Origin of the sequence: Pseudomonas paracarnis (assembly GCF_904063055.1) — a bacterium.
GTDB lineage: Bacteria > Pseudomonadota > Gammaproteobacteria > Pseudomonadales > Pseudomonadaceae > Aquipseudomonas > Aquipseudomonas paracarnis.
The window spans coordinates 1-26,634 of record NZ_CAJFCN010000025.1; the positions used below are offsets into that span (position 1 = coordinate 1).

The 26,634-nt window shown below is 61.5% G+C and carries 20 protein-coding genes and 1 rRNA gene; 9 read left to right on the forward strand and 12 right to left on the reverse strand.

Annotated features, from left to right (window positions below; genetic code table 11):
• Positions 1–235: 235 nt before the first annotated feature.
• The 4 genes from JMV15_RS27035 to JMV15_RS27050 form a co-directional block, all read right to left on the reverse strand.
• Positions 236–3,379, reverse strand: a complete 3,144-nt coding sequence (locus JMV15_RS27035) for a CusA/CzcA family heavy metal efflux RND transporter (RefSeq protein ID WP_020301441.1) — start codon at positions 3,377–3,379, stop codon at positions 236–238.
• 18 nt (positions 3,380–3,397) lie between these two features.
• A complete protein-coding gene (locus JMV15_RS27040; RefSeq protein WP_020301440.1) occupies positions 3,398–4,504 on the reverse strand; it encodes an efflux RND transporter periplasmic adaptor subunit in 1,107 nt (368 codons plus the stop codon).
• Positions 4,505–4,523: 19 nt separating this feature from the next.
• The gene (locus tag JMV15_RS27045) at positions 4,524–5,750 is read right to left on the reverse strand and encodes a TolC family protein (RefSeq protein ID WP_014716793.1); all 1,227 of its coding nucleotides are present in this window, start codon (positions 5,748–5,750) and stop codon (positions 4,524–4,526) included.
• A gap of 109 nt (positions 5,751–5,859) precedes the next feature.
• Positions 5,860–6,765 carry a cation diffusion facilitator family transporter gene (locus JMV15_RS27050; protein ID WP_038448769.1) on the reverse strand — a complete coding sequence of 302 codons (906 nt, stop codon included), beginning with the start codon at positions 6,763–6,765 and terminating at the stop codon, positions 5,860–5,862.
• A 217-nt stretch (positions 6,766–6,982) separates the two neighbouring features.
• On the opposite strand from JMV15_RS27050, the gene JMV15_RS27055 reads away from it, so the two are divergent.
• On the forward strand, positions 6,983–8,353 hold the full coding sequence (locus JMV15_RS27055; RefSeq protein WP_201491965.1) for a GntT/GntP/DsdX family permease: 1,371 nt from the start codon (positions 6,983–6,985) through the stop codon (positions 8,351–8,353).
• Between the two features lie 3 nt (positions 8,354–8,356).
• On the opposite strand, the gene JMV15_RS27060 is transcribed toward JMV15_RS27055, so the two are convergent.
• On the reverse strand, positions 8,357–9,646 hold the full coding sequence (locus JMV15_RS27060; RefSeq protein ID WP_038448765.1) for an MFS transporter: 1,290 nt from the start codon (positions 9,644–9,646) through the stop codon (positions 8,357–8,359).
• A 186-nt stretch (positions 9,647–9,832) separates the two neighbouring features.
• On the opposite strand from JMV15_RS27060, the gene JMV15_RS27065 reads away from it, so the two are divergent.
• From JMV15_RS27065 to JMV15_RS27080, 4 genes are all read left to right on the forward strand, one after another.
• Positions 9,833–11,251, forward strand: a complete 1,419-nt coding sequence (locus JMV15_RS27065) for a short-chain fatty acid transporter (RefSeq protein ID WP_003188294.1) — start codon at positions 9,833–9,835, stop codon at positions 11,249–11,251.
• Positions 11,252–11,446: 195 nt separating this feature from the next.
• On the forward strand, positions 11,447–13,147 hold the full coding sequence (acpA, locus tag JMV15_RS27070; RefSeq protein ID WP_019817030.1) for an acid phosphatase: 1,701 nt from the start codon (positions 11,447–11,449) through the stop codon (positions 13,145–13,147).
• A 119-nt stretch (positions 13,148–13,266) separates the two neighbouring features.
• Positions 13,267–14,436 carry a hypothetical protein gene (locus tag JMV15_RS27075; RefSeq protein WP_038448763.1) on the forward strand — a complete coding sequence of 390 codons (1,170 nt, stop codon included), beginning with the start codon at positions 13,267–13,269 and terminating at the stop codon, positions 14,434–14,436.
• Positions 14,437–14,571: 135 nt separating this feature from the next.
• A complete protein-coding gene (locus tag JMV15_RS27080) occupies positions 14,572–15,087 on the forward strand; it encodes an SET domain-containing protein (RefSeq protein ID WP_038448760.1) in 516 nt (171 codons plus the stop codon).
• Here JMV15_RS27080 and can read toward each other — a convergent pair.
• On the reverse strand, positions 15,084–15,728 hold the full coding sequence (gene can / locus JMV15_RS27085) for a carbonate dehydratase (protein ID WP_003188288.1): 645 nt from the start codon (positions 15,726–15,728) through the stop codon (positions 15,084–15,086). The two genes, JMV15_RS27080 and can, sit on opposite strands and share 4 nt — an antisense overlap.
• Positions 15,729–15,866: 138 nt before the next feature.
• Here can and JMV15_RS27090 point away from each other — a divergent pair, with 138 nt between their 5' ends.
• Positions 15,867–16,271 (forward strand): hypothetical protein, encoded by a 405-nt coding sequence (locus JMV15_RS27090; protein ID WP_032902201.1) that lies wholly within the window; start codon positions 15,867–15,869, stop codon positions 16,269–16,271.
• A 119-nt stretch (positions 16,272–16,390) separates the two neighbouring features.
• Here JMV15_RS27090 and rimI read toward each other — a convergent pair whose 3' ends face one another.
• Together rimI and JMV15_RS27100 are read right to left on the reverse strand one after the other, a co-directional pair.
• Positions 16,391–16,843, reverse strand: coding sequence for a ribosomal protein S18-alanine N-acetyltransferase (rimI, locus tag JMV15_RS27095; protein WP_003188286.1), 453 nt, complete (start codon positions 16,841–16,843; stop codon positions 16,391–16,393).
• Entirely contained in the window at positions 16,836–17,582 is a 747-nt protein-coding gene (locus JMV15_RS27100) for a flagellar biosynthesis protein FlhF (protein ID WP_051661034.1), read from the reverse strand. The genes rimI and JMV15_RS27100 overlap by 8 nt, the downstream gene beginning before the upstream one ends.
• A gap of 187 nt (positions 17,583–17,769) precedes the next feature.
• Here JMV15_RS27100 and mksB point away from each other — a divergent pair, with 187 nt between their 5' ends.
• Genes mksB through mksF form a run of 3 tightly spaced genes read left to right on the forward strand, consistent with a single transcriptional unit; the run spans position 17,770 to position 22,581 of the window.
• Positions 17,770–19,047 carry an Mks condensin complex protein MksB gene (mksB, locus tag JMV15_RS27105; RefSeq protein WP_014716784.1) on the forward strand — a complete coding sequence of 426 codons (1,278 nt, stop codon included), beginning with the start codon at positions 17,770–17,772 and terminating at the stop codon, positions 19,045–19,047.
• Positions 19,037–19,744: an Mks condensin complex protein MksE gene (mksE, locus tag JMV15_RS27110; protein WP_014716783.1), complete on the forward strand. Its 708-nt coding sequence runs from the start codon at positions 19,037–19,039 to the stop codon at positions 19,742–19,744. Before mksB ends, mksE begins: the two co-directional genes overlap by 11 nt.
• A complete protein-coding gene (gene mksF / locus JMV15_RS27115; RefSeq protein ID WP_014716782.1) occupies positions 19,741–22,581 on the forward strand; it encodes an Mks condensin complex protein MksF in 2,841 nt (946 codons plus the stop codon). The genes mksE and mksF overlap by 4 nt, the downstream gene beginning before the upstream one ends.
• A gap of 186 nt (positions 22,582–22,767) precedes the next feature.
• Here the strand turns inward: mksF and JMV15_RS27120 are convergent, their stop codons facing one another.
• The 4 genes from JMV15_RS27120 to rrf all read right to left on the reverse strand — a co-directional run.
• Positions 22,768–25,071 carry a PqiB family protein gene (locus JMV15_RS27120; protein ID WP_019817032.1) on the reverse strand — a complete coding sequence of 768 codons (2,304 nt, stop codon included), beginning with the start codon at positions 25,069–25,071 and terminating at the stop codon, positions 22,768–22,770.
• Complete coding sequence (locus tag JMV15_RS27125) at positions 25,064–25,687, reverse strand: paraquat-inducible protein A (protein WP_019817033.1); 624 nt, start codon at positions 25,685–25,687, stop codon at positions 25,064–25,066. Before JMV15_RS27125 ends, JMV15_RS27120 begins: the two co-directional genes overlap by 8 nt.
• Complete coding sequence (locus JMV15_RS27130; RefSeq protein WP_201491966.1) at positions 25,674–26,333, reverse strand: paraquat-inducible protein A; 660 nt, start codon at positions 26,331–26,333, stop codon at positions 25,674–25,676. Before JMV15_RS27130 ends, JMV15_RS27125 begins: the two co-directional genes overlap by 14 nt.
• Before the next feature lie 191 nt (positions 26,334–26,524).
• A 5S ribosomal RNA gene (rrf, locus tag JMV15_RS27135) occupies positions 26,525–26,634 on the reverse strand; the annotation flags it as partial.

Here is a 26,634-nt window from a genome sequence, read left to right on the forward strand (position 1 = left end):
GCCAGATGCATTCTTTATCGGCGCTTGGGTGAAAGGAGGAGGGGCGAAATCTCCCACGGTCTGTACTGCGTCAACAGTCAGAATCGGGCTTTGTCCCTTCTCCTCCCTTCAAGTCCTAGCATACAAGCGGGCTTGCCCGCGAAGGCGGTGTATCCGTCAGTACAGGTATCGACTGACCCGGCGCATTCGCGAGCAAGCCCGCTCCCCCAGGGGGGTTGCGGCGTTTTCACGGTTGTCAGGCGGTCTCTTCATCGCGGCGATGAGCCCATTGGTACAACGCCGGCAGCACCAGCAAGGTCAGCAAGGTCGAAGAAATAATCCCGCCAATCACCACTGTCGCCAATGGGCGCTGCACTTCGGCACCGGTGCCGGTGGCGAGCGCCATGGGGATAAACCCCAGGGACGCCACCAGCGCGGTCATCAGCACCGGGCGCAGACGGGTCAACGCGCCTTCGTGGATCGCCACCGATAATGAGCGACCTTCCTCGCGCAGGTTTCGGATGAAGGCGATCATCACCAGGCCATTAAGCACCGCAACGCCCGACAAGGCGATAAAGCCCACCCCCGCTGAAATCGACAACGGAATATCGCGCAGCCACAGCGCCATGATCCCGCCGGTGAGCGCGAATGGGATGCCGGTAAACACCAGCAGGCCGTCCTTGAGGTTGTTGAACATCATGAACAGCAACCCGAACACCAACAGCAAGGCCACCGGCACCACGATGCGCAAGCGTTCAGAAGCCTCCTTCAACTGTTCGAACTGGCCGCCCCAGGTGGTCCAGTAACCGGCGGGGACTTTCACCTGGGTGGTGATGGCGGCTTCGGCCTCCTCGACAAACGAGCCGATATCGCGCCCGCGCACGTTGGCGCTGACGATCACCAGGCGCTTGCCGTTCTCGCGGCTGATCTGGTTGGGGCCCAGCACCAGGTCGAGGCTGGCAACCTGGGACAAGGCGATAAAGCCCAACTGCCCCGAGGTACTACTCGCCAGCGCCGGCACCGGGATCAACAGGCGTGACAAGCCGTCGATATCGGTGCGCAACGTATCGGACAAGCGCACCACCATATCAAAACGCCGATCACCCTCGTACAGCGTACCGGCCTGGCGCCCACCGACCGCGACGGCGATGGTGTCCTGCACATCACCTACATTCAGGCCAAAGCGAGCGGCCTTGTCGCGGTCGATATTGATGGTCAGCACCGGCAGGCCGGAGGTCTGTTCCACCTTCACTTCCGAGGCGCCGTTGAGCTTCTGCAAGGTCTCGGCGATTTCCCCGGCAGTCTGGTTGAGCACCGCCATATCATCGCCAAACACCTTCACCGCCACATCGCTGCGCACTCCGGAAATCAGCTCGTTGAAACGCAACTGGATCGGCTGCGACAGCTCATACACGCTGCCCGGCACAATCGCGCTGGCCCGTTGGATGTCAGCGATAATTGCCTCGCGGGACTTCTTCGGGTTCGGCCATTGGTCCTTGGGTTTGAGCATCACGTAGCTGTCGGAAATATTCGGCGGCATCGGGTCGGAGGCGATTTCCGCCGTACCGGTGCGTGCAAACACCCGCTCGATTTCCGGCACTTGGGCCAGTAAGGTTTTTTCCAGTTGCTGCTGCATCTGCACCGATTGGGTCAGGCTGGTGCCGGGCACACGCAGCGCCTGCTGGGCAAAGTCGCCTTCGCTGAGGCTGGGGATAAATTCACTGCCCATGCGGCTGGCAACCAGACCCGAGACGACGATGGTGAGTGCGGCCAGGCCGAACACCAAGGGCCGACGCACCATCACCCAGTTGAGCACCGGGTCATACACCCGGCGTGCACTGCGCATCACAATGTTTTCTTCTTCCTTGACCTTGCCGGTGACAAACAACGCAATCGCCGCCGGTACGAAGGTCACCGACAGAATCATCGCGCCGAGCAAGGCAATCACCACCGTGAAGGCCATGGGGTGGAACATCTTCCCGGCCACGCCCGTGAGGGCGAAGATCGGCAGGTACACCACCATGATGATCAACTGCCCGAAGATCAGCGCGCGTCGCGCCTCCTTGGCCGCGGCGAACACTTCGTGCAGGCGTTCACTGCGGGTCAGCAACCGGCCATGACGGTGTTGCGCATGAGCCAGACGGCGGATGGCGTTCTCGACGATCACCACCGCACCGTCAACGATAATGCCGAAGTCCAGCGCGCCCAGGCTCATCAGGTTGGCGCTGACTTTGTTGGTGAACATGCCGGTGAAGGTGAACAGCATCGCCAGCGGAATCACCATCGCCGTGATCAGCGCTGCACGGATATTACCCAAGAACAGGAACAACACCGCCACCACCAGCAATGCACCTTCGAAGAGGTTTTTCTTCACGGTGGCGATGGCTTTTTCCACCAGGTTGGTGCGGTCGTAAACAGTGACAGCCACCACGCCTTCGGGCAGTGAGCGGTTGATCTCCTCAAGCTTTTTCGCCACCGCCTGGGACACGCTGCGGCTGTTCTCGCCGATCAACATGAACACCGTGCCCAGCACCACCTCACGGCCGTTTTCGGTGGCGGCGCCGGTACGCAGCTCACGACCAATGTCGACCTGGGCCACATTGCGCACGCGGATCGGCGTGCCGTCCGAGGTAGTGATGACAATGTTGGCGATGTCGTCGATAGACGCCACCTGGCCCGGCGCGCGGATCAACAACTGTTCGCCGCTGCGCTCGATGTAACCGGCGCCGACGTTGGCATTGTTGCGCTCCAGCGCCGTGACCAGATCGTTGAGGGTCAGGTTGTAGGCGGCCAGGCGCTTGGGGTCTGGCGCAATCTGGTATTCCTTGGCGAAGCCGCCGATGGTATTGATCTCGGCCACGCCTGGCACGTTGCGCAATTGAGGCTTGATGATCCAATCCTGGATCACCCGCAGGTCGGTGGGAGTGTAGGGCGTGCCGTCCTCTTTGCGCACACCGTCCTCGGCTTCGACGGTCCACAGGAAAATTTCCCCCAGGCCAGTGGAAATCGGCCCCATCGCGGTTTCGATGCCGTCGGGCAATTGCTCGCGCGCCACTTGCAGACGCTCGTTGACCAGTTGGCGGGCAAAGAACAGGTCGGTGCCGTCCTTGAAAATCACCGTGACCTGGGACAAACCGGAACGCGACAGCGAACGCGTCTGCTGCAGGCCCGGCAGGCCGGCCATGGCCGTCTCGATGGGAAAGGTAATGCGCTGCTCGGTTTCCAGCGGCGAAAACCCGGCCGCCGCCGAGTTGATCTGCACCTGTACGTTGGTGATGTCAGGTACCGCGTCGATGGGCAGTTTCTGATAGCTGGCGATGCCGACACCGGCCATCAACAGCACCGCCAGCAACACGATAATGCGCTGCTCGATGGCGAATTGGATAAGGCGCTCAAACATGGGGAATCACTCGCAGGATCAATGGGCGTGTTCGGCCGAGCCTTTGCCCAGTTCGGACTTGAGGATGAAGCTGCCAGCCGTCGCCACCTGCGCGCCGGCCTCCAGGCCTTTACGCACTTCGACGTAACCGTTTTCACTGACGCCCAGTTCAAGATGGCGGGTGATAAAGCCGTCCGCCGTGCGCACAAACACCGAGGGTTTGTCCTCGACGGTCTGGATAGCGGTTTGCGGCACGGTCACCTTGGCCTGGTAGGTATCGGTGGCCACTTGCACGGCCACGAACAAGCCCGGGCGCCAGGCGTCGTCAGGGTTGGGGACCGTCACCCGCACGGTAGCGGTGCGCGTCTGCTCACCGAGCAAGTTGCCCACATAGGCCACGGTACCCAGCACTTCGGTGCCCATTTCCGTCGAGCTGACTTTCACCGGTTTGCCCACGCGAACCTTGTTCAAGTCTTTGGGAAATACGCCGAAGGTGACCCACACCTGGGACAGGTCCGAGAGGGTGAAGGCATTGCTGGTTTCACTGACCACCTCGCCCACCCCCAGGTGTTTTTCCACCACCACACCGGCGAAGGGCGCACGCAGTTCATAACGATTGCCGCCGGCCAATACGGCAGTGCCGCTGAGCGCAGTCATTTTTTGCCGCGCATTGTTCAGGGCGATTTCGGCTTCTTGCAGAGTTTGCCGCGCCAGCAGGTAATCCTGTTCGGCAGAGATTTTGTCCTGCCACAACTGACGCTCGCGCTGGAAGGTAGTGCGCGCCAGTTCGACCCGGCGCTCGCTGGCGGCCAATTCGCTGCGCTGGTCGGAAATCTGCTGGCTGGCGATCACCGCCAACAGTTCGCCCTTCTTCACCGACTGGCCCAGGTTGACCTTCACCGCCTCCACCACGCCCGCCGCACGGGGCACGATGTGGGAGGTACGGTCTTCATCAAAACGCACCTCGCCCGGCAGCGTCAGCACGGTGCTGATGGCGCGCGGTTGCGCCTGGGCCAACTGGATGCCGGCGGCTTGAATCTGCTGCTCGGTGAGTTCGAGCTTGCCTTCTTCTTCCTCGGCGTGGGCGAAGCCGGAAAGCATCAGGCCCAGGGCGACGGCGAGCGCCATGCCATGTTTTTTGTTCATCAGGAGACTCCAGGAAAAATCAAAAGCGGGCGAGGTCGCCGTAAATGCGTTCGATGCGTACCCAGGCCTCGGTGGCCTGGGCGGTGGCCGCAAGGTATTGGGTGCGGGCCGCGATCAAGGTGCGCTGGGCGTCGAGCACGTCGAGGAAGTTGAACTTGCCCATCTCGAAGCCACGGGTGGCGCTGTCTACCGCACTTTGTGCGGCGGGCAGGATCTGCTGGTTGAACGCGCGCACTTCGGTATTCGCGGTCTGCCACAGGTCCAGGGCCTGGCGGGTTTCGGTGCGCAGGCGCAGCTCCGCGGCGTTGCGCAGGTCGCGGGCCTGGTCGGCGCGTCGGGTGGCCGCGAGGATGTTGCCCTGGTTGCGGTTGAACAACGGGATCGGCATCGACACGCCCACCAGGTTCACCCGTTCGCGCACGCTGGCGTCGTATTGGCTGCCGATGGACACGTCCAGGTCCGGAATGCGCTGGGCTTTTTCCAGGCCCACGCTGGCTTCGTTCTGCACAATGTTGAGTTCGGCCAGGCGCAATTCGGCGGTCTGCTCAAGGCGTGCCAACAATGGCGCGGCGGCGGGTAACGCCGGTACGGAAGTGCTTGGCGTGGCGACGACCTGGAAGTCGGTGGCGGCGCTGCCGGTGCTGGTGGCCAGACGACGGTAGGCGTCAGTGAGGCCGATCTGGGCGCGGTTCAATTCCAGACGGATTTGCGACACCTGCACCTGGGCGCGAGTGGCTTCCACGGGTGACGACTTGCCAGCAGTGACGCGCCCGTTGGCGACCACCAGGCCGCGCTCGGCAAGCGTCATGGAGCGTTGCGCCAGGTCAAGGCGTTCCTGGGCGCGCAGGGCGCCGTAGTAGCTGTCGATGACCTCGGCGCGCAACAAGTTGCGGCGCTGCTCCAGGGTCAGCGCGGCGGCATCCTGGGCGCGGGTGGCCACTTCGATACGCGCACCGCGCTTGCCGCCCAGTTCCAGGGTCTGGCTGAGTTTGATGCTGGTGGTGCGGCTGTTGCGGCGGGTGTCTTCGGCGTCCCAGGAGGCCACCGGATTGGGGATCAAGCCGGCCTGTTGGCGGCCGCCTTCGGCGATGTCGATTTCCCATTGTGCGGCCGCCAGGTCCGGGTTGTTGGCGAAGGCGGTTTGCAAGGCAGCATCGAGGGTGAGGGGTTGTGTCTGGGCGGCGTTTGCGGATATCCACACTACCAATGCCGCCGCCCCCAACAGTGTTCTAACAAAAATTGCCATAACGAGAGTTCCACGCCCATGAAGTCGCTGAGGTTTCCCAGCGGGGGCAATGTAGCTTTCGGTACTTATCAGGGCCGTGGGCGAAAGATTACAAATCCGTTAGCCAGGCTCAGGCATGCACTTCGTCGTGATCGTCATGTTGAAAACCCTCGCCCTCGACCTGGATCGTGGCGTGGGAAATATCGAACTGTTCGTGCAGTAACTCCGTCACTCGGCTGAGGATCTGTTGCTCAGTGCCCTGGGACGCATCCGCGACCAGATGCGTACTCAGCACGTTCTTGCCACTGGTGAGGGCCCAGATATGCAGGTCGTGCACGTCCCTGACCCCCGGCACGCTGCGGATGGCCTGCTCCACCTGCTCGATGTCCACACCCTCCGGCACACCTTGCAGCAGGATGTTCATGCTCGCCTTGAGCAACGTCCAGGTGCGCGGCAATACCCAAAAGCCAATGGCGGCCGCGACCACGGAGTCAACCCAACCCCAGCCAGTGAACATGATCACCAGCGCGGCAATGATCACGCCGACGGAGCCCAGCATGTCGCTCCAGACTTCCAGGTAGGCGCCCTTGACGTTAAGGCTCTCGCCACTGGCAGCGCTGAGCAGGCGCATGGAGATCAGGTTGACCACCAGCCCCAGCAGCGCAATCACCAGCATGCCGGTGGACTGGATTTCGGCGGGCACCTGCAGCCGCTGGTAAGCCTCGTACAAGATGTAGAACGCCACGGCGAACAGCAGTAATGCATTGAAGGCGGCCGCCAGGATCTCGAACCGCGCATAACCGAAGGTGCGCTTGCGGTCTGCCGGGCGCTTGGCGACCTGGATCGCCACCAGGGAAATCGCCAGGGCCAGGGCGTCGGTCATCATGTGCGCTGCATCGGACAACAGCGCCAGGCTGCCGGTGACAAAGGCGCCGATGACTTCGGCCAGCATGAAACTGCCGGTCAGCCCCAGGGCGATCCATAACTTGCGTTCGTGGCCGGCGCGTACTTGGGCGTGGCTGTGTCCTGCGCTCATGAAATGTCCTCGTGGGTTGGGATGGGGCGGATCATAGAGCTATAGGCCAGTTCCACTGGCATGGTTTGCAAAATTGTCATCTGAGCGCCAGAGCGTCGTTAGCTTCGGGCGCACCAAAATCGTTCATGCACGCGTTGGGGGAGCGCTATCAGGTATGCTTTTCAGGCTGAAACAAAAAGAAACATATTAGCCAACCTGCTCGATAAGGAGTCCCGTCTTGGAGTTATCGACTGCCGCGTGGATGGTTCACGACACCCGCCTCATGCTCTGCGTGCTGTTGGCGATCGCCAGCATCATTGTGCTAATCAGCGCGACCAAACTGCCGCCCTTCCTGTCGATTTTGATCGGCACCTTTATCGCCGGGGTCGGCGCCGGCCTGCCGCCGGAAGAAGTGGCAAAGGCGTTCAGTAAAGGCGCCGGGGCGATTCTCGGCGAAGCCGGGATCATCATTGCCCTGGGTGCGATGCTCGGCGCGCTGATGGCCGAATCCGGCGCGGCCGACCGTATTGCCACCACGTTGCTCGGGCTGGGCAAAGGCAAGTCATTGCCCTGGGTGATGGCGTTGGTTGCCATGGTGATCGGCCTGCCGCTGTTCTTCGAAGTGGGCCTGGTGATGATGGTGCCGATCATCTTTGTGATGGCCAAGCGTTCGAACCAGCCATTGCTGAAGATCGCCATCCCTGCACTGGCGGGCATGACCACCTTGCATGCCTTGATGCCACCTCACCCTGGGCCGCTGATTGCCGTAGGCGCATTGCACGCCGACCTGGGCCTGACCGTGTTGCTGGGCTTTTGCCTGGCGGTGCCGGCCGTGATCCTGGCCGGGCCGCTGTATGGCAACTGGCTGTCCAAGCGCCTGCACGTGGATGAGCCGGCCGATATCGGCGCCTTGTTCAGCGCACCGCCCAAGGCCCCGCGTCAGCCGAGCTTCGGTGTGTCGCTGCTGATCATTCTGTTGCCGGTAATCCTGATGCTCGGCAGCACCTTGGCTAAAGTCGCGCTGGCGCCGGAAAGCACCCTCGCCCTGACCTTGAAATTCCTCGGTGAACCGCTGGTCGCCCTCGGCCTGGCCGTAATCGCCGCGGTCGTCTGCCTGGGTTGGGCGGCGGGCATGCCACGCGCCGACGTCGGCAACACCCTGCACAAAGCCCTGGCACCTATCGCCGTACTGCTGCTGACCATCGGCGCCGGCGGCGGCCTCAAGCAAACCCTGCTGGACGCCGGCGTCAGCCAGACCATCAGCAAAGTCGCCGAAGGCGCGCACATGCCCTACCTGCTGCTGGCCTGGCTGATCGCCGTGGCCCTGCGCCAGGCCACCGGTTCGGCCACCGTGGCCACCACCACGACCGCCGGCATCCTCGCGCCGATGATGGCCGGGTTGGCGGCGACTCAAAGCTCATTGGTCGCCCTGGCCATCGGTGCCGGCTCGGTGTTCTTCTGCCACGTCAACGACGCCGGGTTCTGGATGGTGCGTGAGTACTTTGGCTTGCAGTTGAAGCAGACGATCTGGGTGTGGTCGGTGCTGCAGACGATTGTTTCGGTGGTTGGGTTGGCGGGTACCTTATTGCTCTGGCACTTCCTGACCTGACCCTCAGGCGGCCAAGGTGTGGCGCTTGCCAAACAGCGCCACACTCGCTACCCCGACCGCCCCCATCACCACGCAATACCCCACGCAGCTCCACGGGCTGGTTGGCATCAGCGCGATCAACAACAACGGTGTAGTACTTGCCCAGAGTGCGTAGGCAATGTTGTAGGTGAAGGAAATGCCCGACACCCGCACCTGCGCCGGAAACAGCCCGACCATCACCGACGGCACCGCGCCCACCACGCCGCAACTCAGGCCCGCCACGGCATACGCCGCGCCGAGCCACACGCCGCCGGCGATCAGGCTGGCGTACAGCAGCGCAATGCCCACCGGCAGCAACAGGCTGTAGACCAATACCGCGCGCCACGCGCCGATGCGGTCCACCAGCAGGCCAGCGAGGACGCAGCCGATATTCAGGAAGACGATGCCCAGGGCACTCAGAGCGAAGGTGTGGCTGGGGCTCATGCCGAAGGTTTTCTGCATCATGGTCGGGGTGATGACCACCAGCACCACCACGGCAGACGTCAGCACGCAGGTGAGGATCATCGCCGGCAGCAGCACGGCGCGATGGTCGCGCAGCACGGTGCGCAAGGGCATTTCGGCGGCGGCTTGGCGACGCGCCTGCATCTCTAGGAATACCGGGGTCTCGCTGAGCCAGCGGCGCAGCCATACGCCGATCACGCCGAATACGCCGCCGAGCAGGAAGGGGAAGCGCCAGGCGTAGTCGAGGATCTCGGCGGGGGTGAAGACTTGCGCGAGCAAAGTGGCGGTCAGCGCCCCCAGCAGGTAACCGAAGGTCAGGCCGGCCTGCAAAAAACCCAAGGCATAGCCACGATGGTGACGCGGCGCGTGCTCGGCGACGAAGGTCCAGGCGCTGGGCACTTCGCCGCCCACCGCTGCGCCTTGCAGCACGCGCAGCGCCAGCAGGATCAGCGGGGCGAAATAGCCGATTTGCGCATAGGTCGGCATGACGCCGATCAGCAGGCAGGGCAAGGCCATCATGAGAATGCTCAGGCTGAAGACGCGCTTGCGTCCCAGGTGGTCTGCAAAGTGCGCCATCAGGATGCCGCCCAGTGGACGGGCGAGGTAACCGGTGACGAAGATGCCAAAGCTTTGCAGCAGGCGCAGCCACTCGGGCATTTCTGGGGGGAAGAACAGTTGGCTGAGGGTCAGCGCAAAGAACACGAAGATAATGAAGTCGTAGATTTCCAGGGCTCCACCCAAGGCGGCCAGGCCCAGGGTTTTGTAGTCGGAGCGGGAAAAACGCTGCGCCCGTGGGGAAAAGGTGGCAGTCATGTGCAGGCTCGGCAGACAAACAAAATGGCGTGCAGGTTATGAGCTGAGCCCATCGATGGCAATCGCGGCGGATATATTTGTTTTACTCATTGATCGTTGAAGATAACAACATTCCCAAATCAATGGCCGTAGAGGAACATGCCGTAAAACTGCCAAACCCCATAATAACTACAAGAGGAAAGACTCGTGGCCGATGCTATCGAAGACAGCCGCTATGCCCGATTTGCCCTGCGTTGCTCCAACTTCGCCGAGCGCTGGTTTCCTGACTCCTGGGTGTTTGCCGCCCTTGCCGTGATCATCGTCGCCGTGGCGACCCTGGGCATGGGCGCCGCACCGGCCGAAGCGGCCAAGGCATTTGGCGATGGGTTCTGGAGCCTGATCCCGTTCACCATGCAGATGGCCTTTGTGGTGATCGGCGGTTACGTGGTTGCCAGCTCACCACCCGCAGTAAAATTGATCGACCGCCTGGCACGTATTCCCAAGAATGGCCGTTCGGCCGTGGCCTGGGTGGCGTTGATTTCCATGGTGGCTTCATTGCTTAACTGGGGCCTGTCCCTGGTGTTCGGCGGTTTGTTGGTAAGGGCATTGGCCCGACGCACGGACTTGCGCATGGACTACCGCGCCGCTGGCGCTGCGGCGTACCTGGGTCTGGGGGCCGTATGGGCGCTAGGGCTGTCGTCGTCGGCCGCGCAGTTGCAGGCCAACCCGGCCAGCTTGCCGCCGTCGATTCTGTCGATCACCGGGATGATTCCGTTCACCGAGACCATTTTTTTGTGGCAATCCGGCGTGCTGTTGCTGGCGCTGATCGTGGTGTCGCTGATCATCGCCTACGCCACCGCGCCTGGCCCCAACAGCGCCCGGGACGCCAAGGCCTGCGGCATTGACCCGGCCTTCAACCTGCCCAAGCCGCAGGCGCCGACGCGCCCCGGTGAATGGCTGGAACACAGCCCGTTGCTGACGATTCTGCTGGCGTTGCTGGCGGCCGGCTGGCTGTTCCATGAGTTCTCGACCAAGCCGGCGATCAGCGCTATCTCGGGGCTCAATACCTATAACTTCCTGTTCATCATGGTGGGCGCGCTGCTGCACTGGCGCCCACGCAGCTTCCTCGATGCCGTGGCCCGTGCGGTGCCGACCACCACCGGCGTGCTGATCCAGTTCCCGCTGTACGGTTCGATCGCCGCGCTGATGACGGTAGTCAAGGGCGGCGACGGCCAGACCCTGGCGCACCACATCTCGACGTTCTTCACCTCCATCGCCTCACACGACACCTACGCCCTGCTGATGGGTGTGTACTCGGCAGTGCTGGGCTTCTTCATCCCCTCGGGTGGCGGCAAGTGGATCATCGAAGCGCCGTATGTGATGCAAGTGGCCAATGACCTGCAATACCACCTGGGCTGGGCGGTGCAGATCTACAACGCCGCCGAGGCGCTGCCGAACTTGATCAACCCGTTTTATATGTTGCCGTTGCTGGGTGTGCTGGGCCTGAAGGCGCGGGATTTGATCGGGTTTTCATTTGTGCAGTTGCTGGTGCATACGCCGCTGGTGTTGTTTCTGCTGTGGGCGTTGGGAACGACGCTGAAGTATTTGCCGCCTGTGATGCCTTAAAAGGGGTCGGTGCGGGCTTGCTCGAGAATGCGGAGTGTCAGTCAGCGGATTCATTAACTGATCCATCGCATTCGCGAGCAAGCCCGCTCCCACAGTTTGTTTTGTAGCGCTCTTAAACCTGTCTTTGTTCCGTCACATTCCGTTGCTACCGTCCTGCGAAATATCTTGCAACATCTCGCCAAGGACTCCCCCGCAATGAGTGATGAGCACGAAGACCTTCCCTCCTCCGATTCCGCCATCCAACCGACGGTAGACACCAGCCGCCGGCGCTTCCTCGGCGGTGCGGCGGTGTTGGGCGTGGGTGCGACTTTGAGTGCCTGCGGCAATACCAGCGAAGCACCGAGCCCACCCGTGACCCGGCCGCTCACGCCTCAGGAGTTGGATAAGGCATTGCGCGAGCAGGTGAAGACCGTGGTGGTGATCTACGCCGAGAACCGCAGCTTCAACAACCTGTTTGCAGATTTCCCCGGGGTGGAGAAACCGCTGTCGGCGTTAACCGCCAAGGACTTCCAGCAGCGCGACCGCGATGGCAGCGTATTGCCTGCTCTGCCACCGAGCTGGGGCGGTGTGTTGCAGGTCGGCCCACAAACGGTGGACGGGGTGACTTACCCCAGCGAAGTGCAATTCCAGCAAAACCTGCCCAACGCGCCGTTCGCCCTCAAAGGCCCGCAGGGCGAAGACCTGCCATTGAGCCTGGTGACCCGCGACCTATGGCACGTGTTCTACCAGAACCAGATGCAGATCAACGGCGGCAAGAATGATGGTTTTGTCGCCTGGGGCGATTCCGGTGGGCTGGTGATGGGCCATTACGCCCAAAGCCGTTATGCCCTGCGCCTGTGGGACGTGGCCAAGGAGTTTGTGCTGTGCGATAACTTCTTCCAGGGCGCGTTTGGTGGCTCGTTCCTTAACCACCAGTACCTGATCAGCGCCACCGCGCCGTTTTATCCCAATGCCGCGCAGTCGGTGGCCAAGGCGCAGATCGCCACGCTGCAAAGCGATGACCCCAGCGGCACGCGCCTAAAGCCCTTGGACACGTCACCGGCCAGCGCCATGACCGGCCCACCACAATTCGGCCCCAGCGCACTGACACCCGATGGTTACGGGGTAAACACCCTGGCCCCGCCCTACTGGCCCACCTGGATCCGCGACCCGCAGAACCCGGATTATTCCAAGCCCGACCTGCCCAATGTGCTGGTGCCGCAAACCCACGAGCATATTGGCGACAAGCTGTCGAAGAAGAACATCGACTGGGCCTGGTACGCCGGTGCGTGGCAAGCCACCCTGGAGCAGTTCAAGGACTCCGGCGGCATCCCCAAGATCCCGAATTTCCAGTACCACCACCAGCCGTTCAATTACTTCAAACAGCAAGGGCCGCAAAACCCCGCAGAACGTGCCAAGCGCTTGCGCGACGGTGGCTTGGGCGATGAGTCGAGCACCAACCGGTTCTTCGCCGACGCCCAGTCCGGCAAGCTGCCCGCCGTGAGCTTCTACAAACCCCAGGGCAACCTGAACATGCACGCCGGTTATGCCGACGTGGCCTCGGGCGACCGCCATATCGCCCGCGCCTTGAAGGTGCTGCAAGAAAGCCCGCAGTGGAAAAACATGGTGGTGGTGGTGACCGTGGATGAAAACGGCGGCTGGTGGGACCACGTGGCGCCGCCCCAGGGTGACCGCTGGGGCCCAGGCTCGCGGGTGCCGGCGCTGGTGGTGTCGCCGTTTGCCCGCAAAGGCACGGTGGACCATACGGTGTACGACACGGCATCGATCCTGCGTTTGATCACCCGGGTGTTCCAATTGGAGACCCTGGACGGCCTCAAGCAGCGTGATGACGCGATGATCGCGCGCGGCCAGAAGCCCATGGGCGATCTGAGCAATGCTCTGCAGTTCAGCCTGTAGGGGCTTATCCAATAACGACATGCCGGGCGATTTAACACGCGATTTTCCTGGTCAGCCGCTACTGTGTGCAGGTGGGCTTCCATCCCGCGCAGACGGGCTTCGCTGACAAGGAATTGACTATGTTTAAACCGACCAGGCTGTCCTTCACCTTCGCCGCACTAATGGCGAGTGCGGTCGTACAGGCCGACATCGAGGTGCCACTGGGCAGCACGCAGCGCGTCACCCAGTTGTTCGCGTACCCCAATAACTGCAACGTGATCTGCTTTCGGCCATGGTCACTGGAGCAGACCGCCGAACACTATTTGAACCAGAGCCTGCAACGTGACGGTTACAGCCGGGCCAAGGTCAGTGTTAAGACCCACGACGGTCAGGTCACGGCGACCTTCAGCGGCGTGCCAGACGGTTACGGCCAGCCACTGACCACGCTGCTCAATACCGCCGACCTGGCTTACCAAGGTGCGCGCCAGCTCAACAGCGATGGCAAATGGGCCTACAACTGGTACCTGTTCCTGCCGTTAGGCATGGCCTTGGAAAACCGCAAAAGCATTGAGCTGTTGCACTTCCCTCCGGATTACTCGCTGACCCAGGCCCAGGATTACCTGGAATCGGCCACCACCGACCGCTGGGCCACCTTGTTAAGCGAAAATGGCGTACCGGCCACGGAAACGCCGGCGTACCAGACCATCATCGATATCGCGCCCATCGCTGCACCGTCCAATGCCGGCAAAGACTTGGAAACTGTCTACGGGTATTTCACCGACTACCAGACCCGCATGGTCAAGGAGCTGAGCCTGCGCCCTGGCGGCGCATTGCCGATGGTGGCCTTCGGCGCGCCGGTGCGTAGCTGGATCCAGCAACAATACGGGCAAACCGTGGGCGTGCTGAGCCTGGCGCAGATCAGCCCGGAGCCTGGCAAAACCGTCTCGGTATTGGGCGCCAACCACCCCAGCTACATTTGGTATGCCGCCAGCCCCGACAGCTATGACGGTGACGAGCAAAAAGCCGACGACGCCGGCTTGAAAGTGATGGGCCAGGACTTGAGCGCCGCCTGCTGGCAAGCCGGCATGGGCCAGAAGCCCGCCAGCGATGCAAATGTATTGCTCAAGGCCTGCCAGAACACGTGGCAGGTCACGCGCAAGGAGCAGACGTGTGAGTTGTTCTACACCTCGGTGCGCCACCTGACACCCGAGCAGGCCAACGCCAAGTGCGCCACAGCGCCCATCAAGGCGCAGTTGAAACAGCTGAGAAATGCCGCCCCCGCCCCCACCGTCACGGCCCCTGCGCTTTAAGGTGAATAAACCGTTTCTACTGTCAACTTTGACAGTAGAAATCGGATCCCACTTCGGCGAATCTTGGGCCGCGCCCATTTGCTGCAAGACTGGCCGCCAGGTCCGCAGGTCCATGCAGCCCCGTTCAGGAGAGTAATGAAAACTCGAGCCATGGATAAGGCTAAAGCGGCTGTGAATGGCGGCCTCTATCCCTTTGAAACGCTGCAGGTGGAACAGGGTTACCCCTCGACCGCACAATTCAAGGTCGTGCGATACCCTAATGGCAAGAGGGGTGGAATCAAAGCGCGCATCGACTTTGACAGTCGAGTACGCATCGCCCTGGTTTCAGGCTACGCAGTCAGCGAGCGCCGCTCGCATACGCTGCAACTGTCGTCGCGTATCCACTTGTACGATAGCTGGTTCTGCGGCCTGATACGGCACTCCTGCAAGCCGAACGTGCTTCTGGACACCACGTACATGGAACTATGGACCCTGAACACCATTACCGCAGGCAGCCTGCTGACCCTGGATTACGCCATAACCGAAGACGCGCTGTACCGGCAGTTCGCTTGCCATTGCGGCGAGCTGAACTGCCGGGGTTGGATCACCGGCAGCAAAGAGCCGTTGAACGCCCAAGGCCTGGCCTGGTGGCACGAAAACAAACGGCTCTAGGCTTCGCCCAACGGACGCAGGCGGTATTGCGGCGGCAGTTGCTCGAAGCCACTGATGGTGGTGTTCAAACTCTTCCAACGGCCGTCCTTGATGCCATAGATGCAGCCATGGATCGACAGGCTCTGCCCACGATGCCAGGCATTTTGCACAATGCTGGTGTGGCCGACGTTGGCCACCTGCTGGATCACGTTGAGCTCGCACATGCGGTCCACACGCTCTTCTTCGGTCGGCAACTGGGCCAGCACATCGCGGTTTTCGTAGTAAAGGTCGCGAATGGTGCGCAGCCAGCCATCGATCAGGCCGAACTGGCGGTCCTGCATCGACGCACGCACGCCGCCACAGCCGTAGTGGCCGGTGACGAGGATGTGTTTGACCTTGAGCACGTCCACCGCGTACTGGATCACCGACAGGCAGTTGAGGTCAGTGTGCAGCACCACGTTGGCCACGTTGCGGTGCACGAACAGGTCACCAGGCAACATGCCGACGATCTCGTTGGCCGGTACACGGGCATCGGAACAGCCGATCCACAGGTATTCCGGGGTCTGCTGGCGGGCGAGCTTGGCGAAGAATTCGGGATCTTCCTGTTTGATCGCATCCGCCCAGCGTTCGTTGTTATCAAGCAGGTCTTGTAGTTCGTTCATCAGGGAAGCCTCAGGAATGATGCGCAGGTTTGTGACTGACAAGCCCTCGTCCGGGTCACGCCAGGCGCTAATTAGCTTGAATTTTTTGGCTGCCATGCCTGTCCACACACTATAAGCCCCACAGTATGAGGATTGGCCATGACTGAATCACGACGTCCCTACGGCGCAACACAGCCGGAACCGATCGATGACAACGAAGATCGCATGGGTGAGATGCGCGAGCTGGATTTTGACGAGCAGGACCAGACTGCGGAAATCGGCGACGAGCTGCCGCGCCGTGAGCGCGACCATCTGATGCCCGACGAACGGGTGCGCGAAGCCGGGCTGACCGGCGCTTCGACGGATGATCATGAATCCACCGATGACGATATGAGCCCGCAGACGCTGATCCGTGAGGACGGCGCACGAGATGCGCAGGAGGAAGGCGAAGACAATGCCGCCGACTATGACTTGAGCGTCGTGAGAGAAAATGACATTGGCGGCGGGAGTGGGCTGGATGAGGCGGAACTGGCTGATCTGGACCCACTGAACGGCAAGCGCTGACCCTATGGGAGCTGGCTTGCCTGCGATGGTATCACTGCGGCGTTACTTGAAAACCGAGGTGCCTGCATCGCGGGCAAGCCCTGCTCCCACAGAGGCTCTGCACATAGGGGGCTGTGTATTTAATCAACCAGGGTGCAGGCCATCACGACTGCATCTTCGCGGCCACCCACAGCGGGGTAGTAATCCCGGCGACGGCCGATCTCGTTGAAGCCATAACGCTCATACAGGCGAAACGCGCCGGTATTGCTGTCCCGCACTTCGAGGAAGCATTCTCGCGCATTGGCGGCATAGGCACGCGACATCAAATGCTCCAGCAGCGCCAGGCCCAAACCACGGCCCTGGTTTTCCGGTTTCACGGTGATGTTCAGCAGGTGCGCTTCATCGAGGATGATCTGCACTACCCCATGCCCCACTTGCTGCTCGCCTTCGAACATCAGCCAGATCTGGTACTTGCCCAGCCCGTCGAGAAAAATCCCGCGGGTCCACGGGTGGCTGAACGCCGCGTATTCGATTTTCAGCACGGCGTCGAGGTCAGCCTCGGTCATCGGGCGAAAGGATAAAGCCTCACTCATCAGTTGTTTTCCAGCGCGCCATCAGCCGGCGCATGGCTTGCCAGACATCAGCCTTACGCTGTGGCTCTTCCATTAATAATTCCAGGCACGGCAGGGCCCACACCGACCCCAGGCCTTCAACCTGCAGCTCGCGGTACCAGGCCTCGGCGTTGGCTTCACCGGCAAACCGCACGGCGGGCAGGCCAATCAGCCACAGGCACACGCAGGGCTCGTCTTCCAGGCGTGCCGAGACAAACCCCTGGACGAAATCTCGTGCGGCCTCCGGGCCCTGGTCCATGGTGCCGCGCACCAGCAGCGGCCAGCGCACCGGCTCACCGACGATTTGCGGGCTGTCGGGCAGGCCGGCGGCGCGCAGCATGTCCTTGAGCAACAGGTAGGCCGGGTCGCGGGACTGGAAACGCTCGCCGGTCGGCAGTTCCACCAGCAACAGGCAACGCCCGGCCCGCAGCAATTGCAGGGCAAAGCGTGGCGGCGGCACCACGGGCGCCTTGGCCACCGGCGCAGCCTCCTCCACCACCTTGGCAGCCTTGGTCGCCGGCGCAGGGCGCGGCACTTCGATCTTGGCCCGCTCGACCGCCGGGCGCGTCTCTGGGGTGGGTTTGACCACCGCCACGGGCGCGGCCGCCTCTTCTCCCGACGACTCGAACGCCTCGTAGGGCTCAAGCGCCTGCAACAACTCGGGCCGCGATGGTGCGGCAAACGGCAGTTCGGTGCGGGGCAGCCAGTTGACCACCTGCATGGCGGTCAAGTAAGCGCGACGTCGGGACTCGATAAGCACAGCTCGGCCACTTGTGGATAAGTAAAGAGCGGGGATTCTACCGCTGTTCGGCCACAATCGCCCACTGCGCACTGACCGGCTGTGGATAAATCCCGCGCCTGATGCAGTACAATCGCGACTTTTAATCGCCAACCAGCCGGCCATTCCCATGATCGAACCCAAGCGCGTCCTGCGCGCCCTCGCCGAACACTGGGCCTTACTTGAGCCTCTGTGCGAACACTTCGACCAAGGCACCCTGAGCCTGGGCGAGCTGCGCGCGCAATTGGCCGCCCAACAACTGGACAGCACGCCCCAGGACATCACCAGCCTGCTGGACGTGTGGATTCGCCTGGATATCCTGGTGCCTGTCGCCAAGAGCCCGAACCGTTTCGAGCTCAACGCGCAGATCCACGACTTCCTCGCCTATCTTCGCAAGGAGCACCGGCTTGGCCTGTGCCTGGAAATCGAAGCCTACCTGCGCCACCTGGAGCGCCTGGCCGGTTATATCCAGGACGCCTTCGACATCCGCGACGGCCATGACCTGGCTCGGCAACTGCGCCTGCTGGATATGCGCGTGCGCGACGTGCTGAAAAAACTTGCCAACGACGAACAGGCCCTCGCCGCCGTGGCTGACCGCGCCAAGACCAGCGACCGCCAGATTCCGTTGCGCCAGCGCTACGCCGAAGTACTGGCGACCTGGGACGAATACGTCGAGCCGATGATCCAGTTGGTGAACGCCGACGGCGCCTTCGAGCAAGGCGTGCGTAAGGTGGAAAACGTGCTGCTGCGCATGCTCACCGAGCAACAGCGTCTTGGCCACCTGGTGGACGACGACATGCTGCTGCGCACCCACGCACGCATTCTCGAAATGCAAACCAGCGCCCAGCTGACCTTGCGCCATGCACGGGAGTTGCTGCTGCCGCTGCGTGAAGAAGCACGCCGGCATAACGCCGTGACTCGCGGTGCGGCGCTGGCCCTGTCGGCGATTCGCCGCAAAGGCCTGGACGCGGTGCCGCAAGCGGCGATGCCGATGTTCACGCGGCCGCAAAGTACCTTCTTGGGCAGTGCCAGCCAGGTCGAAGCCTATGTGTATGCCTTGGCGAATTTCGAGCCGAAACCGGCGCGTTTCCCCAAGGCGCACAAGTCCCACAAAGGCGAAGCCCCGCGCGCACCGCGTACGGTCAAGGAAATGCTCGAACGCTGCGAAGACGCGCTGCCGATGCCGGACCTGATGACCTGGCTGCTGGAGCAGGAACCGGACGGCGCCACCGATGAATTGCTGTACTGGTTCTCGCGCCTGTCCCGGGAAAAACGCTTCAAGCGCGAGCGCCTGGAACGTCGCGATTACCACACCCACGAGCACCAGGTCAGCCTGCGCTCCTTCGCCCTGCTCCCGGCCGGCGTCGATGCCACCGAGAATTCTGCGAGCACGCCTTATGCATCTTGATCTATCCGAACTGTCCCAACTGGCGCCGATCTTTCGCGAGCTGTTCAAGGGTTACCACGTCAGCCGCCGCGACCCGGAGCTGTACGCGCAATTGTCGAACTTCCAGGACCAGTACCGCACGCTGTTCAAGGCGCTGGGCTTTGAGCTGGTATGCGATACCCGCGGTTTCTACTACTTCGTCCCGGACACCGCCGTGGCTGCCGCGCAGGTGAACAAAACCGCCCAGCGCCTGGCCTTGTTTACTTTCATCATCGTCGAACACCTGGCCGACCAAGGCCGCGACCCGGTTGCCGTGCTCGACGGCGGCAGCCTGGGCCGTGATGAATTGCCTTCGTTGCTGGAGAAATACCGTGACCTGTTTATCCAAGCCGAGGTGCAAACCCAGGAAGAACTCGAAGAAAAAATCATGCGCCGCATGACCCAACTGGGTTTTGCCAGCGAAGACAACGGTATCTACCGCTTCCTGCCGCCGATGCACCGCTTCCTGGACGTGTGCCTGTCGGTGCAGCAAGACCGCGACCTCGCCGCCAGCGTGCACAGCGTACTGCCACTGCCAGCACCGGTGATTATCGACGAAGACAGCGATGAGAAACTGCTGAAGACCGATGACCCGCTGGATTTGAGCGCCTTCACTGAGGAAAGCGAAGAAGATGCCCTGGCCCGTGCCATTGCCGAAGAACAGGAGACCGACGCATGAGTAAGGAACGCTACGGCATCCGCCGCTTCGCCCTATTGAACACCGCCGGTTACAGCCTGGGTTTGTTCCCGCTGGAAGAGCCGCTGTCGGTGTACGGCGCCAACAACCTGGGTAAATCCGCCTCGATCAACGCCTTGCAGTTCCCGATCCTGGCACGTATGTCGGACATGAGCTTCGGCAAGTACACCCTGGAACAATCACGGCGCTTCTACTTTGCCACCGACACCAGCTACATCCTGGTAGAAGTCTCGCTGCCCCACGGCCCCCACGTCATCGGCGTGGTCGGCCGCGGCCCGGGCGGCGGCTTTGGTCATCAGTTCTTTGCCTACGCCGGCAAGCTGGACCTGGCCCACTACCAGAAAAACGACACCTGCCTGCGCCAGAAAGAGCTGTTCACCAACCTTGAGCGCGAGGGCCTCAAAGCCTACGAACTCAAGCCTGATGAGCTGCGGCGCTTGCTGGTAGGCGGGCATACGTCGATCCCGCTGGACCTGACCCTGATTCCGCTGCGCTCCACCAGCGAGCAGAGCCTGAAGACGTTCCGCGCGCTGTTTATCAACCTGCTGCACATGCGCGAAATCACCGCGGCCAAGCTCAAGCAACTGTTCCTTGATGCCTTCGAACACAGCCTGCGTTCGGGCAGTGTCGATTACATCGCAGCCTGTGAAGAAGCCTTCCGCGATGTGCGACGCATGGAGCAGGACTACAACTCGCTGGTGGCAGCCGGCCCCTTGGTTGAAGCCTTGGCCAATGGCGTGAAACAGCGCGACGCCCTGCGCGGCAAACTGCATCGCCTGTCGCCACTGCTGGATTCATTGCTGGGCACTTGGTCGGACTACGCCAGTGCGCGCAAGGAAGAGCTGACCATCCAGGCCGAACACTACCGCAACGAGCAGGACGCGCTGCAAAACGACCAGCGCGGCGGCACCCAAGAGCTGATGCGCCTGGAGCGCGAAATCAGCGGCATCCAGCGTTGGTTGGGCGAGTTGTCGGTGCTCAAGCATCGCTTTGCCCTGGTGGATGACGTCAAGATGCTGGAGCAACAACTGCTCGCCGCCAAAGACGCCCACGATGAACTGGCGGGCGCCTTGGCGCAGTCGCGACAGTTCAGCGCCGAGGACCTGGACGAGCGCCTGCGCGACCTGGAAAAGCGCTTGAAGTCGGTCAAGCAGCAGCTCGATCACGCGGACAACAACAGCTACGCCAAGCTGCGCGAAGAGTTCTCGCAGCAGGATGTCGAGCGCCTGATGCGCCTGTTCAACAGCTCGTTGTTCAGCCTGCCGCTGGGCGAACATGGCATCACGCTGGACGAGGACGGCCAGTGGGTCAAATCCCTGGAGCAGATCCTCGATGGCTTCAAGGGCGAGCGTTTTGAAGTGCCGGGGCTGTCCATCGATATCTCGCACATCGAGCCGCCGGCACTGCAAGCCCTGGCGGACCGCGCCGCGTTGCGTGACCAGAAAGAACGTCTGGAAAAAGAACTCAAGCAACTGAAAACCCAGCAGGCCGTGGCGTCCGACCGCGCCGCGAGCAAGACCCAGACCGAAGCGCTGTACCAGCAGGTACTGGATGCCCAGAAGGCCCTGGAAGACTTCCGCCGCACCCAGACCCTGAGTGCCGAGGAAGGCGAGAAGCTGGAAAACCTGGCGCAGATGGAAGCCGCCCAGGACGAGCTGAAGCGCTCCAGCGATGCGTTCACCGAGCGCGTGCAGCAACTGTCGGCCAAGCTGCAACTGGTCGGCCGCCAGATCGGTGACATGGAAGCCAAGCAACGCACGCTGGATGACGCGTTGCGCCGTCGTCAGCTGTTGCCGGCGGACCTGCCGTTCGGCACGCCATTCATGGACCCGGTCGACGACTCCATGGACAACCTGCTGCCGCTGCTCAATGACTATCAGGACAGTTGGCAGGGCTTGCTGCGCGCCGATGGCCAGATCGAAGCGCTGTACGCCCAGGTGCGTCTCAAGGGCGTGGCCAAGTTCGACAGCGAAGATGACATGGAGCGTCGCCTGCAGCTGCTGATCAACGCTTATGCGCACCGCACCGATGAGGCGTTGACGCTTGGTAAGGCACGTCGTGCGGCGGTCACCGATATCGCCCGTACCCTGCGCAATATCCGCAGCGACTACGACAGCCTTGAACACCAGTTGGCGTTGTTCAACCGCGAGATCAACAAACGCCAGGTGTCCAACCTGCAGAGCTTTCGCATCGTGCTGGCGCCGAACAAGGAAGCCCTCAAGCATATCGACCAGATCATCCACAGTGCCGGTCAGTATGAAGAAGGCGAGACCCTCTCGGTGTTCGACCTCAGCCAGAGCGCCGAACAGGACAACAAGAACGAAGAAGCCAAGGAATACCTGGCTCGCCTGGTAGCCGCCAACCATAACCAGTTGGGCCTCAAGGACTTGTTCGAATTGGCGTTCGAGATCACCAAGGTCAACGGCCAGCCGGTGATCCATACCGACATCGACGGCGCTGCGTCCAATGGCACCACCATGACCATCAAGGCGCTGACCAACATGTACCTGTTGCTGCACTTGATGGACCGCGACCAGGCCGGCCGTGTGCGCTTGCCGTACTACCTCGATGAGGCGGCGGACATCGATGAGAAGAACCAGGCCGCCTTGCTGGAAACCAGCTTGCAGCTGGGCTTCGTGCCGATCCTGGCGAGTGTAAAGCCGCAGGTCTCTGCCCAGGTGGCTATCGACCTGGAAGGCGGCAGCGGGCCGAACGGGATCTACATCGATGAGGCGGACTGGAAGTACATCCGTCGCCATGATGTGGTGAAGGCGACGATGAATGTACAGGCGGACGAGCCGGAGCTGGATGAAGTCTGACGGGTTGTACTGAAAGGCAAAAAGGCCGCGATCCTTTGGATCGCGGCCTTTTTTTCGGTTTGGGATTTGCGGTGTGTTTGTGGGCCTCATCGCGGGCAAGCTCGGCTCCCACAGGGATATGCATTTTCAGCAAGTATGCATTCCAACTGTGGGAGCCGGGCTTGCCCGCGATAGCCGCGCCTCGGTTTATTTACCGAGTGGAATCTTGGGTGCCCAGGTCAGCCACTCATCCTCAAACTTGTCGAACAACGGGAACGTCTGCTGCGGCCGTGCCGGGTTACCCATGCGCTCGCCATCCGGGGTGGCAAAGGCGATCCCGCCGGCCACCAGCGTTTCCAGGGACTCGGTACGCACGGTCGCGCCCTTGAACAAGCCGAAGTCGAGGCCAAAGCCGCTGGTGTTCCAGAAGCGGCTGCCACTGCGTACCAGAGGTGCGTACTTGGGCTCGATCAGGATGTGCACCAGCACGCGGTCAGCGGTCTGGCCGAGCTCATAGCCGGTGACTTTGCCGACCGTCACTTCACGGTAGGTGACCGGTACCCCTTCCTTCAACGAACCACGGCGGGCGGCGCTGAGTGTGAGGCTCAGGCCAGCCTCCTGATGCACCGCTTCGGGCGGCTGGGCCAGGGCGACAAAACTCTTTTGCGGGCCGGCATTTTTCGCGGCCGGTTGCACTTCGATGTATTGGCCGGTGACCAGGGTCTCCAGGTTAGCCGTCTTCATCAGGCCCAGTTCCGGCTTGACCACCCAGAACTGACTGCCCGTACGCGCAATGCGGTCCGCGACCTGAGTGATACGCGCCTTGAGCAGCACCGACTGCATGTCGGCACTGAGGTCGACACTTTCGATCTTGCCGACATCCAACCCCTTGAAGCGCACCGGTGTGCCGGCGCTCAGGCCGTCGGCGCGGTCGACTTTGATGGTCACCAGAGTGCCGTGCTGGTTGGCGGCATCACGGTCGGCATACAGGCGAAAGCGCGGGATGCGATGTTTCAATGGCACATTCGGTTCCGGCGTTTCGAAGGCGATACCACCCGCCATCAGGCTGGCCAGGGACTCGCTTTTGACCTGGATGCCGCCGGTGAGGCCGCCCGTAAGGGTGACGCCGCTGGCATTCCAGAAGCGCGTCGAGCCGTTGACCAGGCTTTCGTATTCCTTCTCGATATGAACGCCGATCACCAGCTGTTTTTTCTTGCGTGAAAACTGGTAGCTCTGCACCGAACCGACTTTGACCTGTTTGTACAGAATCGGGCTGCCGACATCCAACGAGCCCAGGCTGTCGGTGAGCAGCACCATGTGCAGCCCCGGGGAACGCAGGTCCAAAGGCGGGGCCTTGGCGCGGGCTACGTATTCGCGTTGTGGCGGGGTGCCTTTGTCGCCTGGGCGAATCGCGATGTAGTTGCCCTTGACCAAGGCCTCCAGGCCAGTGATGCCTGCCAGGGAGATGGACGGCTTGACCACCCAGAATTGCGTGTCTTCGACCAGGTAATCTTCAGCCAATGGATCGAGGGTCAGCTCGGCGCTGGCGCTGGACAGGTCCGGATCGATCTTCAGGGTTTTCAGGCTGCCAACCTGGATACCTTTGTACATGACCGGCGTACGCCCGGCCTGCAGGCCTTCAAAGTCAGTGAGCTTGACCTTGACCTTGATCCCCGCTGCGGCGGCATCGAAATCTTCGTATAGGCGGAAAGGCAGGCTCGGGTCGGTGGGCGGGCTGTCTTTGCGGTTTTCAGGAGTGGCGAAGGCGATACCTCCGGCGACAATGCTGGAGAGGGATTCGCTGCGCACTTTCAAGCCGGAAAGGTTGGCGTCGATACTGATGCCGCTGGCATTCCAGAAACGCGTGTGTTTGCGCACCAGGTTGGCGTAGGTCGGCTCGATATAGACCTTGATCTCGACGGTGCTCTGGTCTTCAGACAGCAGGTAGCTTTTAACCTGGCCGACCTGAATCTGCTTGTAGAACACCGGGCTGCCACGGTTCAGCGAGCCCAGGCGATCGGCCTTGAGGGTCAGGTGCAAGCCGGGCTTGGCGTCGGATAACGGCGGTTCTTCGGAGAGCGCCTTGAACTTGCGCGTGGGCTCGCCGTCACCGGGGCTGGCGGCGATGTAGTTACCTGAAACCAGGGTTTCCAAGCCGGTGATGCCGGCAAGGCTGACGCTGGGCTTGACCAACCAGAAGCGGGTGTTGGTCTTCAGGTACTGCTCAACGTCCTTGTTCATCTCGATGGTGGCGATCACCCCGCGATTGCTGCCCTCGTCATCCAGGGCCAGGGTTTTGACCTTGCCCACGGTCATACCTTTGTAGACCACTTCGGTCTTGTTGATCTGAATGCCTTCACCGCTCTCAAAGCGAACTTGAATCTCGATACCTTGCTGGGAATAGGCACGCCACCCCAGCCAGCCACCGATGATCAGGGCAATCAGGGGCAACACCCAAATGGCCGACCAGTTAGAGGCTGGGCGGGTTTTAGCTTTAGGCAAATCACTCATGGTCGTCGTCCGACTCCGTGTTATCCCAAATCAGTCGGGGATCGAAAGTTACTGCGGCAAGCATCGTCAAGATCACCACACTGGCGAACGCCGCAGCGCCGAGGTTGGCCTCGACACTGGCGAGTCGCCCAAAGTTAACGACCGCCACCAGGATGGCGATCACGAAAATATCCAGCATGGACCAACGCCCAATGAATTCGATAAAGCGATACATCACAATGCGTTGTTGCGCGGACAGTGGCTGGTGACGCTGCACCGAGAACAGCAGCAAGCCAATGCCGACCAACTTGAAGGTCGGTACCAGGATACTGGCGATGAACACCACGGCAGCGATAGGAAACATCCCGTGCTGCACCAATTGGATGACACCCGACATGATGGTGCTGGGGTCGCCTTGGCCGAGGGAGCTGACCGTCATGATGGGTAACAGGTTAGCGGGGATATACAGGATTGCGGCGGTGATCAACAGTGCCCAGGTGCGTGTAAGGCTATTAGGGCGACGGGCATGGATCAACGCGCCGCAACGGGTGCAGAGTTGCTCATCGGTATCCGCTTCCTGCTTGTTCAACTCATGGCATTCGGTACAAATCAGAATGCCTGCATCAATCGCCCGCATGGTCATCCTCTCCTGACAGCGCTTGCCAGATCTGATGAGGTGACATCACCACCTCAAGCAGAACTTGGACTATTAATAAACTGACGAAGCAGACCAGACCCAGGCCAATGGTGATGGAGGCCATATCGGCGAGCTTTACGATCGCCACCAGCACACCCATCAAGTAGACCTCCAACATCCCCCAATTCTTCATGTGGTGGTAGATGCGGTATAGCAGCAGCCCGTAATTGCGCCCTATGTTCCAGCGAATGCTGAGCAGCACTGCCAATTGGCACAGGAGCTTAAGCAAGGGGATGCCCATGCTGCACAGGAACACTACGGCGGCAACGCCTTGCATACCGGTATCGAACAGGCCGACCACGCCGCTCCACACGGTGTCCTCCGAGGACTGCCCGAGTAGATTGAGCTGCATGATGGGCAAAAAGTTCGCGGGGATGTACAGCAGCAGGGCTGCCAGTACCAAGGCGAGGCTGCGCTCGACCACATTGTGCCGATGAGCGTATAGCTCGTAACCACAACGTGGGCATTGGGCTTTTTCGCCGAGGGCGAGCGTTGGTTTGCGCATCAGCAAGTCGCACTCATGGCATGCCACCAGGTCGTCCAGCGGTAAATCCGACACCTCGCGGGCATCAACCGGATCGGGCATAGATAGGGCTCTGACTCTAATAATGGTTAGGTGGCTATTCTAGTGGTGTCGCTCAGAAATAACTGTGCAAATTTGTCGGGCCAGTCAGGTCGCAGGTGGAGGCGGACAGGCGTGCGGGGACAAGGCGGACACTTTTCGAGCGCCCAAAACAAAACCCCAACTGCTTTCGCAATTGGGGTTTCGGAATTTAATCTTGACGATGACCTACTCTCACATGGGGAAACCCCACACTACCATCGGCGATGCATCGTTTCACTGCTGAGTTCGGGATGGGATCAGGTGGTTCCAATGCTCTATGGTC

Bases quoted from the DNA above. Each gene is read 5' to 3' on its own strand.
- JMV15_RS27035 (WP_020301441.1), bottom strand. From the start codon at position 3,379: ATGTTTGAGCGCCTTATCCAATTCGCCATCGAGCAGCGCATTATCGTG.
- JMV15_RS27040 (WP_020301440.1), bottom strand. From the start codon at position 4,504: ATGAACAAAAAACATGGCATGGCGCTCGCCGTCGCCCTGGGCCTGATG.
- JMV15_RS27045 (WP_014716793.1), bottom strand. From the start codon at position 5,750: ATGGCAATTTTTGTTAGAACACTGTTGGGGGCGGCGGCATTGGTAGTG.
- JMV15_RS27050 (WP_038448769.1), bottom strand. From the start codon at position 6,765: ATGAGCGCAGGACACAGCCACGCCCAAGTACGCGCCGGCCACGAACGC.
- JMV15_RS27060 (WP_038448765.1), bottom strand. From the start codon at position 9,646: ATGACTGCCACCTTTTCCCCACGGGCGCAGCGTTTTTCCCGCTCCGAC.
- acpA (WP_019817030.1), top strand. From the start codon at position 11,447: ATGAGTGATGAGCACGAAGACCTTCCCTCCTCCGATTCCGCCATCCAA.
- JMV15_RS27075 (WP_038448763.1), top strand. From the start codon at position 13,267: ATGTTTAAACCGACCAGGCTGTCCTTCACCTTCGCCGCACTAATGGCG.
- JMV15_RS27080 (WP_038448760.1), top strand. From the start codon at position 14,572: ATGAAAACTCGAGCCATGGATAAGGCTAAAGCGGCTGTGAATGGCGGC.
- can (WP_003188288.1), bottom strand. From the start codon at position 15,728: ATGAACGAACTACAAGACCTGCTTGATAACAACGAACGCTGGGCGGAT.
- JMV15_RS27090 (WP_032902201.1), top strand. From the start codon at position 15,867: ATGACTGAATCACGACGTCCCTACGGCGCAACACAGCCGGAACCGATC.
- rimI (WP_003188286.1), bottom strand. From the start codon at position 16,843: ATGAGTGAGGCTTTATCCTTTCGCCCGATGACCGAGGCTGACCTCGAC.
- JMV15_RS27100 (WP_051661034.1), bottom strand. From the start codon at position 17,582: ATGCAGGTGGTCAACTGGCTGCCCCGCACCGAACTGCCGTTTGCCGCA.
- mksB (WP_014716784.1), top strand. From the start codon at position 17,770: ATGATCGAACCCAAGCGCGTCCTGCGCGCCCTCGCCGAACACTGGGCC.
- mksE (WP_014716783.1), top strand. From the start codon at position 19,037: ATGCATCTTGATCTATCCGAACTGTCCCAACTGGCGCCGATCTTTCGC.
- mksF (WP_014716782.1), top strand. From the start codon at position 19,741: ATGAGTAAGGAACGCTACGGCATCCGCCGCTTCGCCCTATTGAACACC.
- JMV15_RS27120 (WP_019817032.1), bottom strand. From the start codon at position 25,071: ATGAGTGATTTGCCTAAAGCTAAAACCCGCCCAGCCTCTAACTGGTCG.
- JMV15_RS27125 (WP_019817033.1), bottom strand. From the start codon at position 25,687: ATGCGGGCGATTGATGCAGGCATTCTGATTTGTACCGAATGCCATGAG.
- JMV15_RS27130 (WP_201491966.1), bottom strand. From the start codon at position 26,333: ATGCCCGATCCGGTTGATGCCCGCGAGGTGTCGGATTTACCGCTGGAC.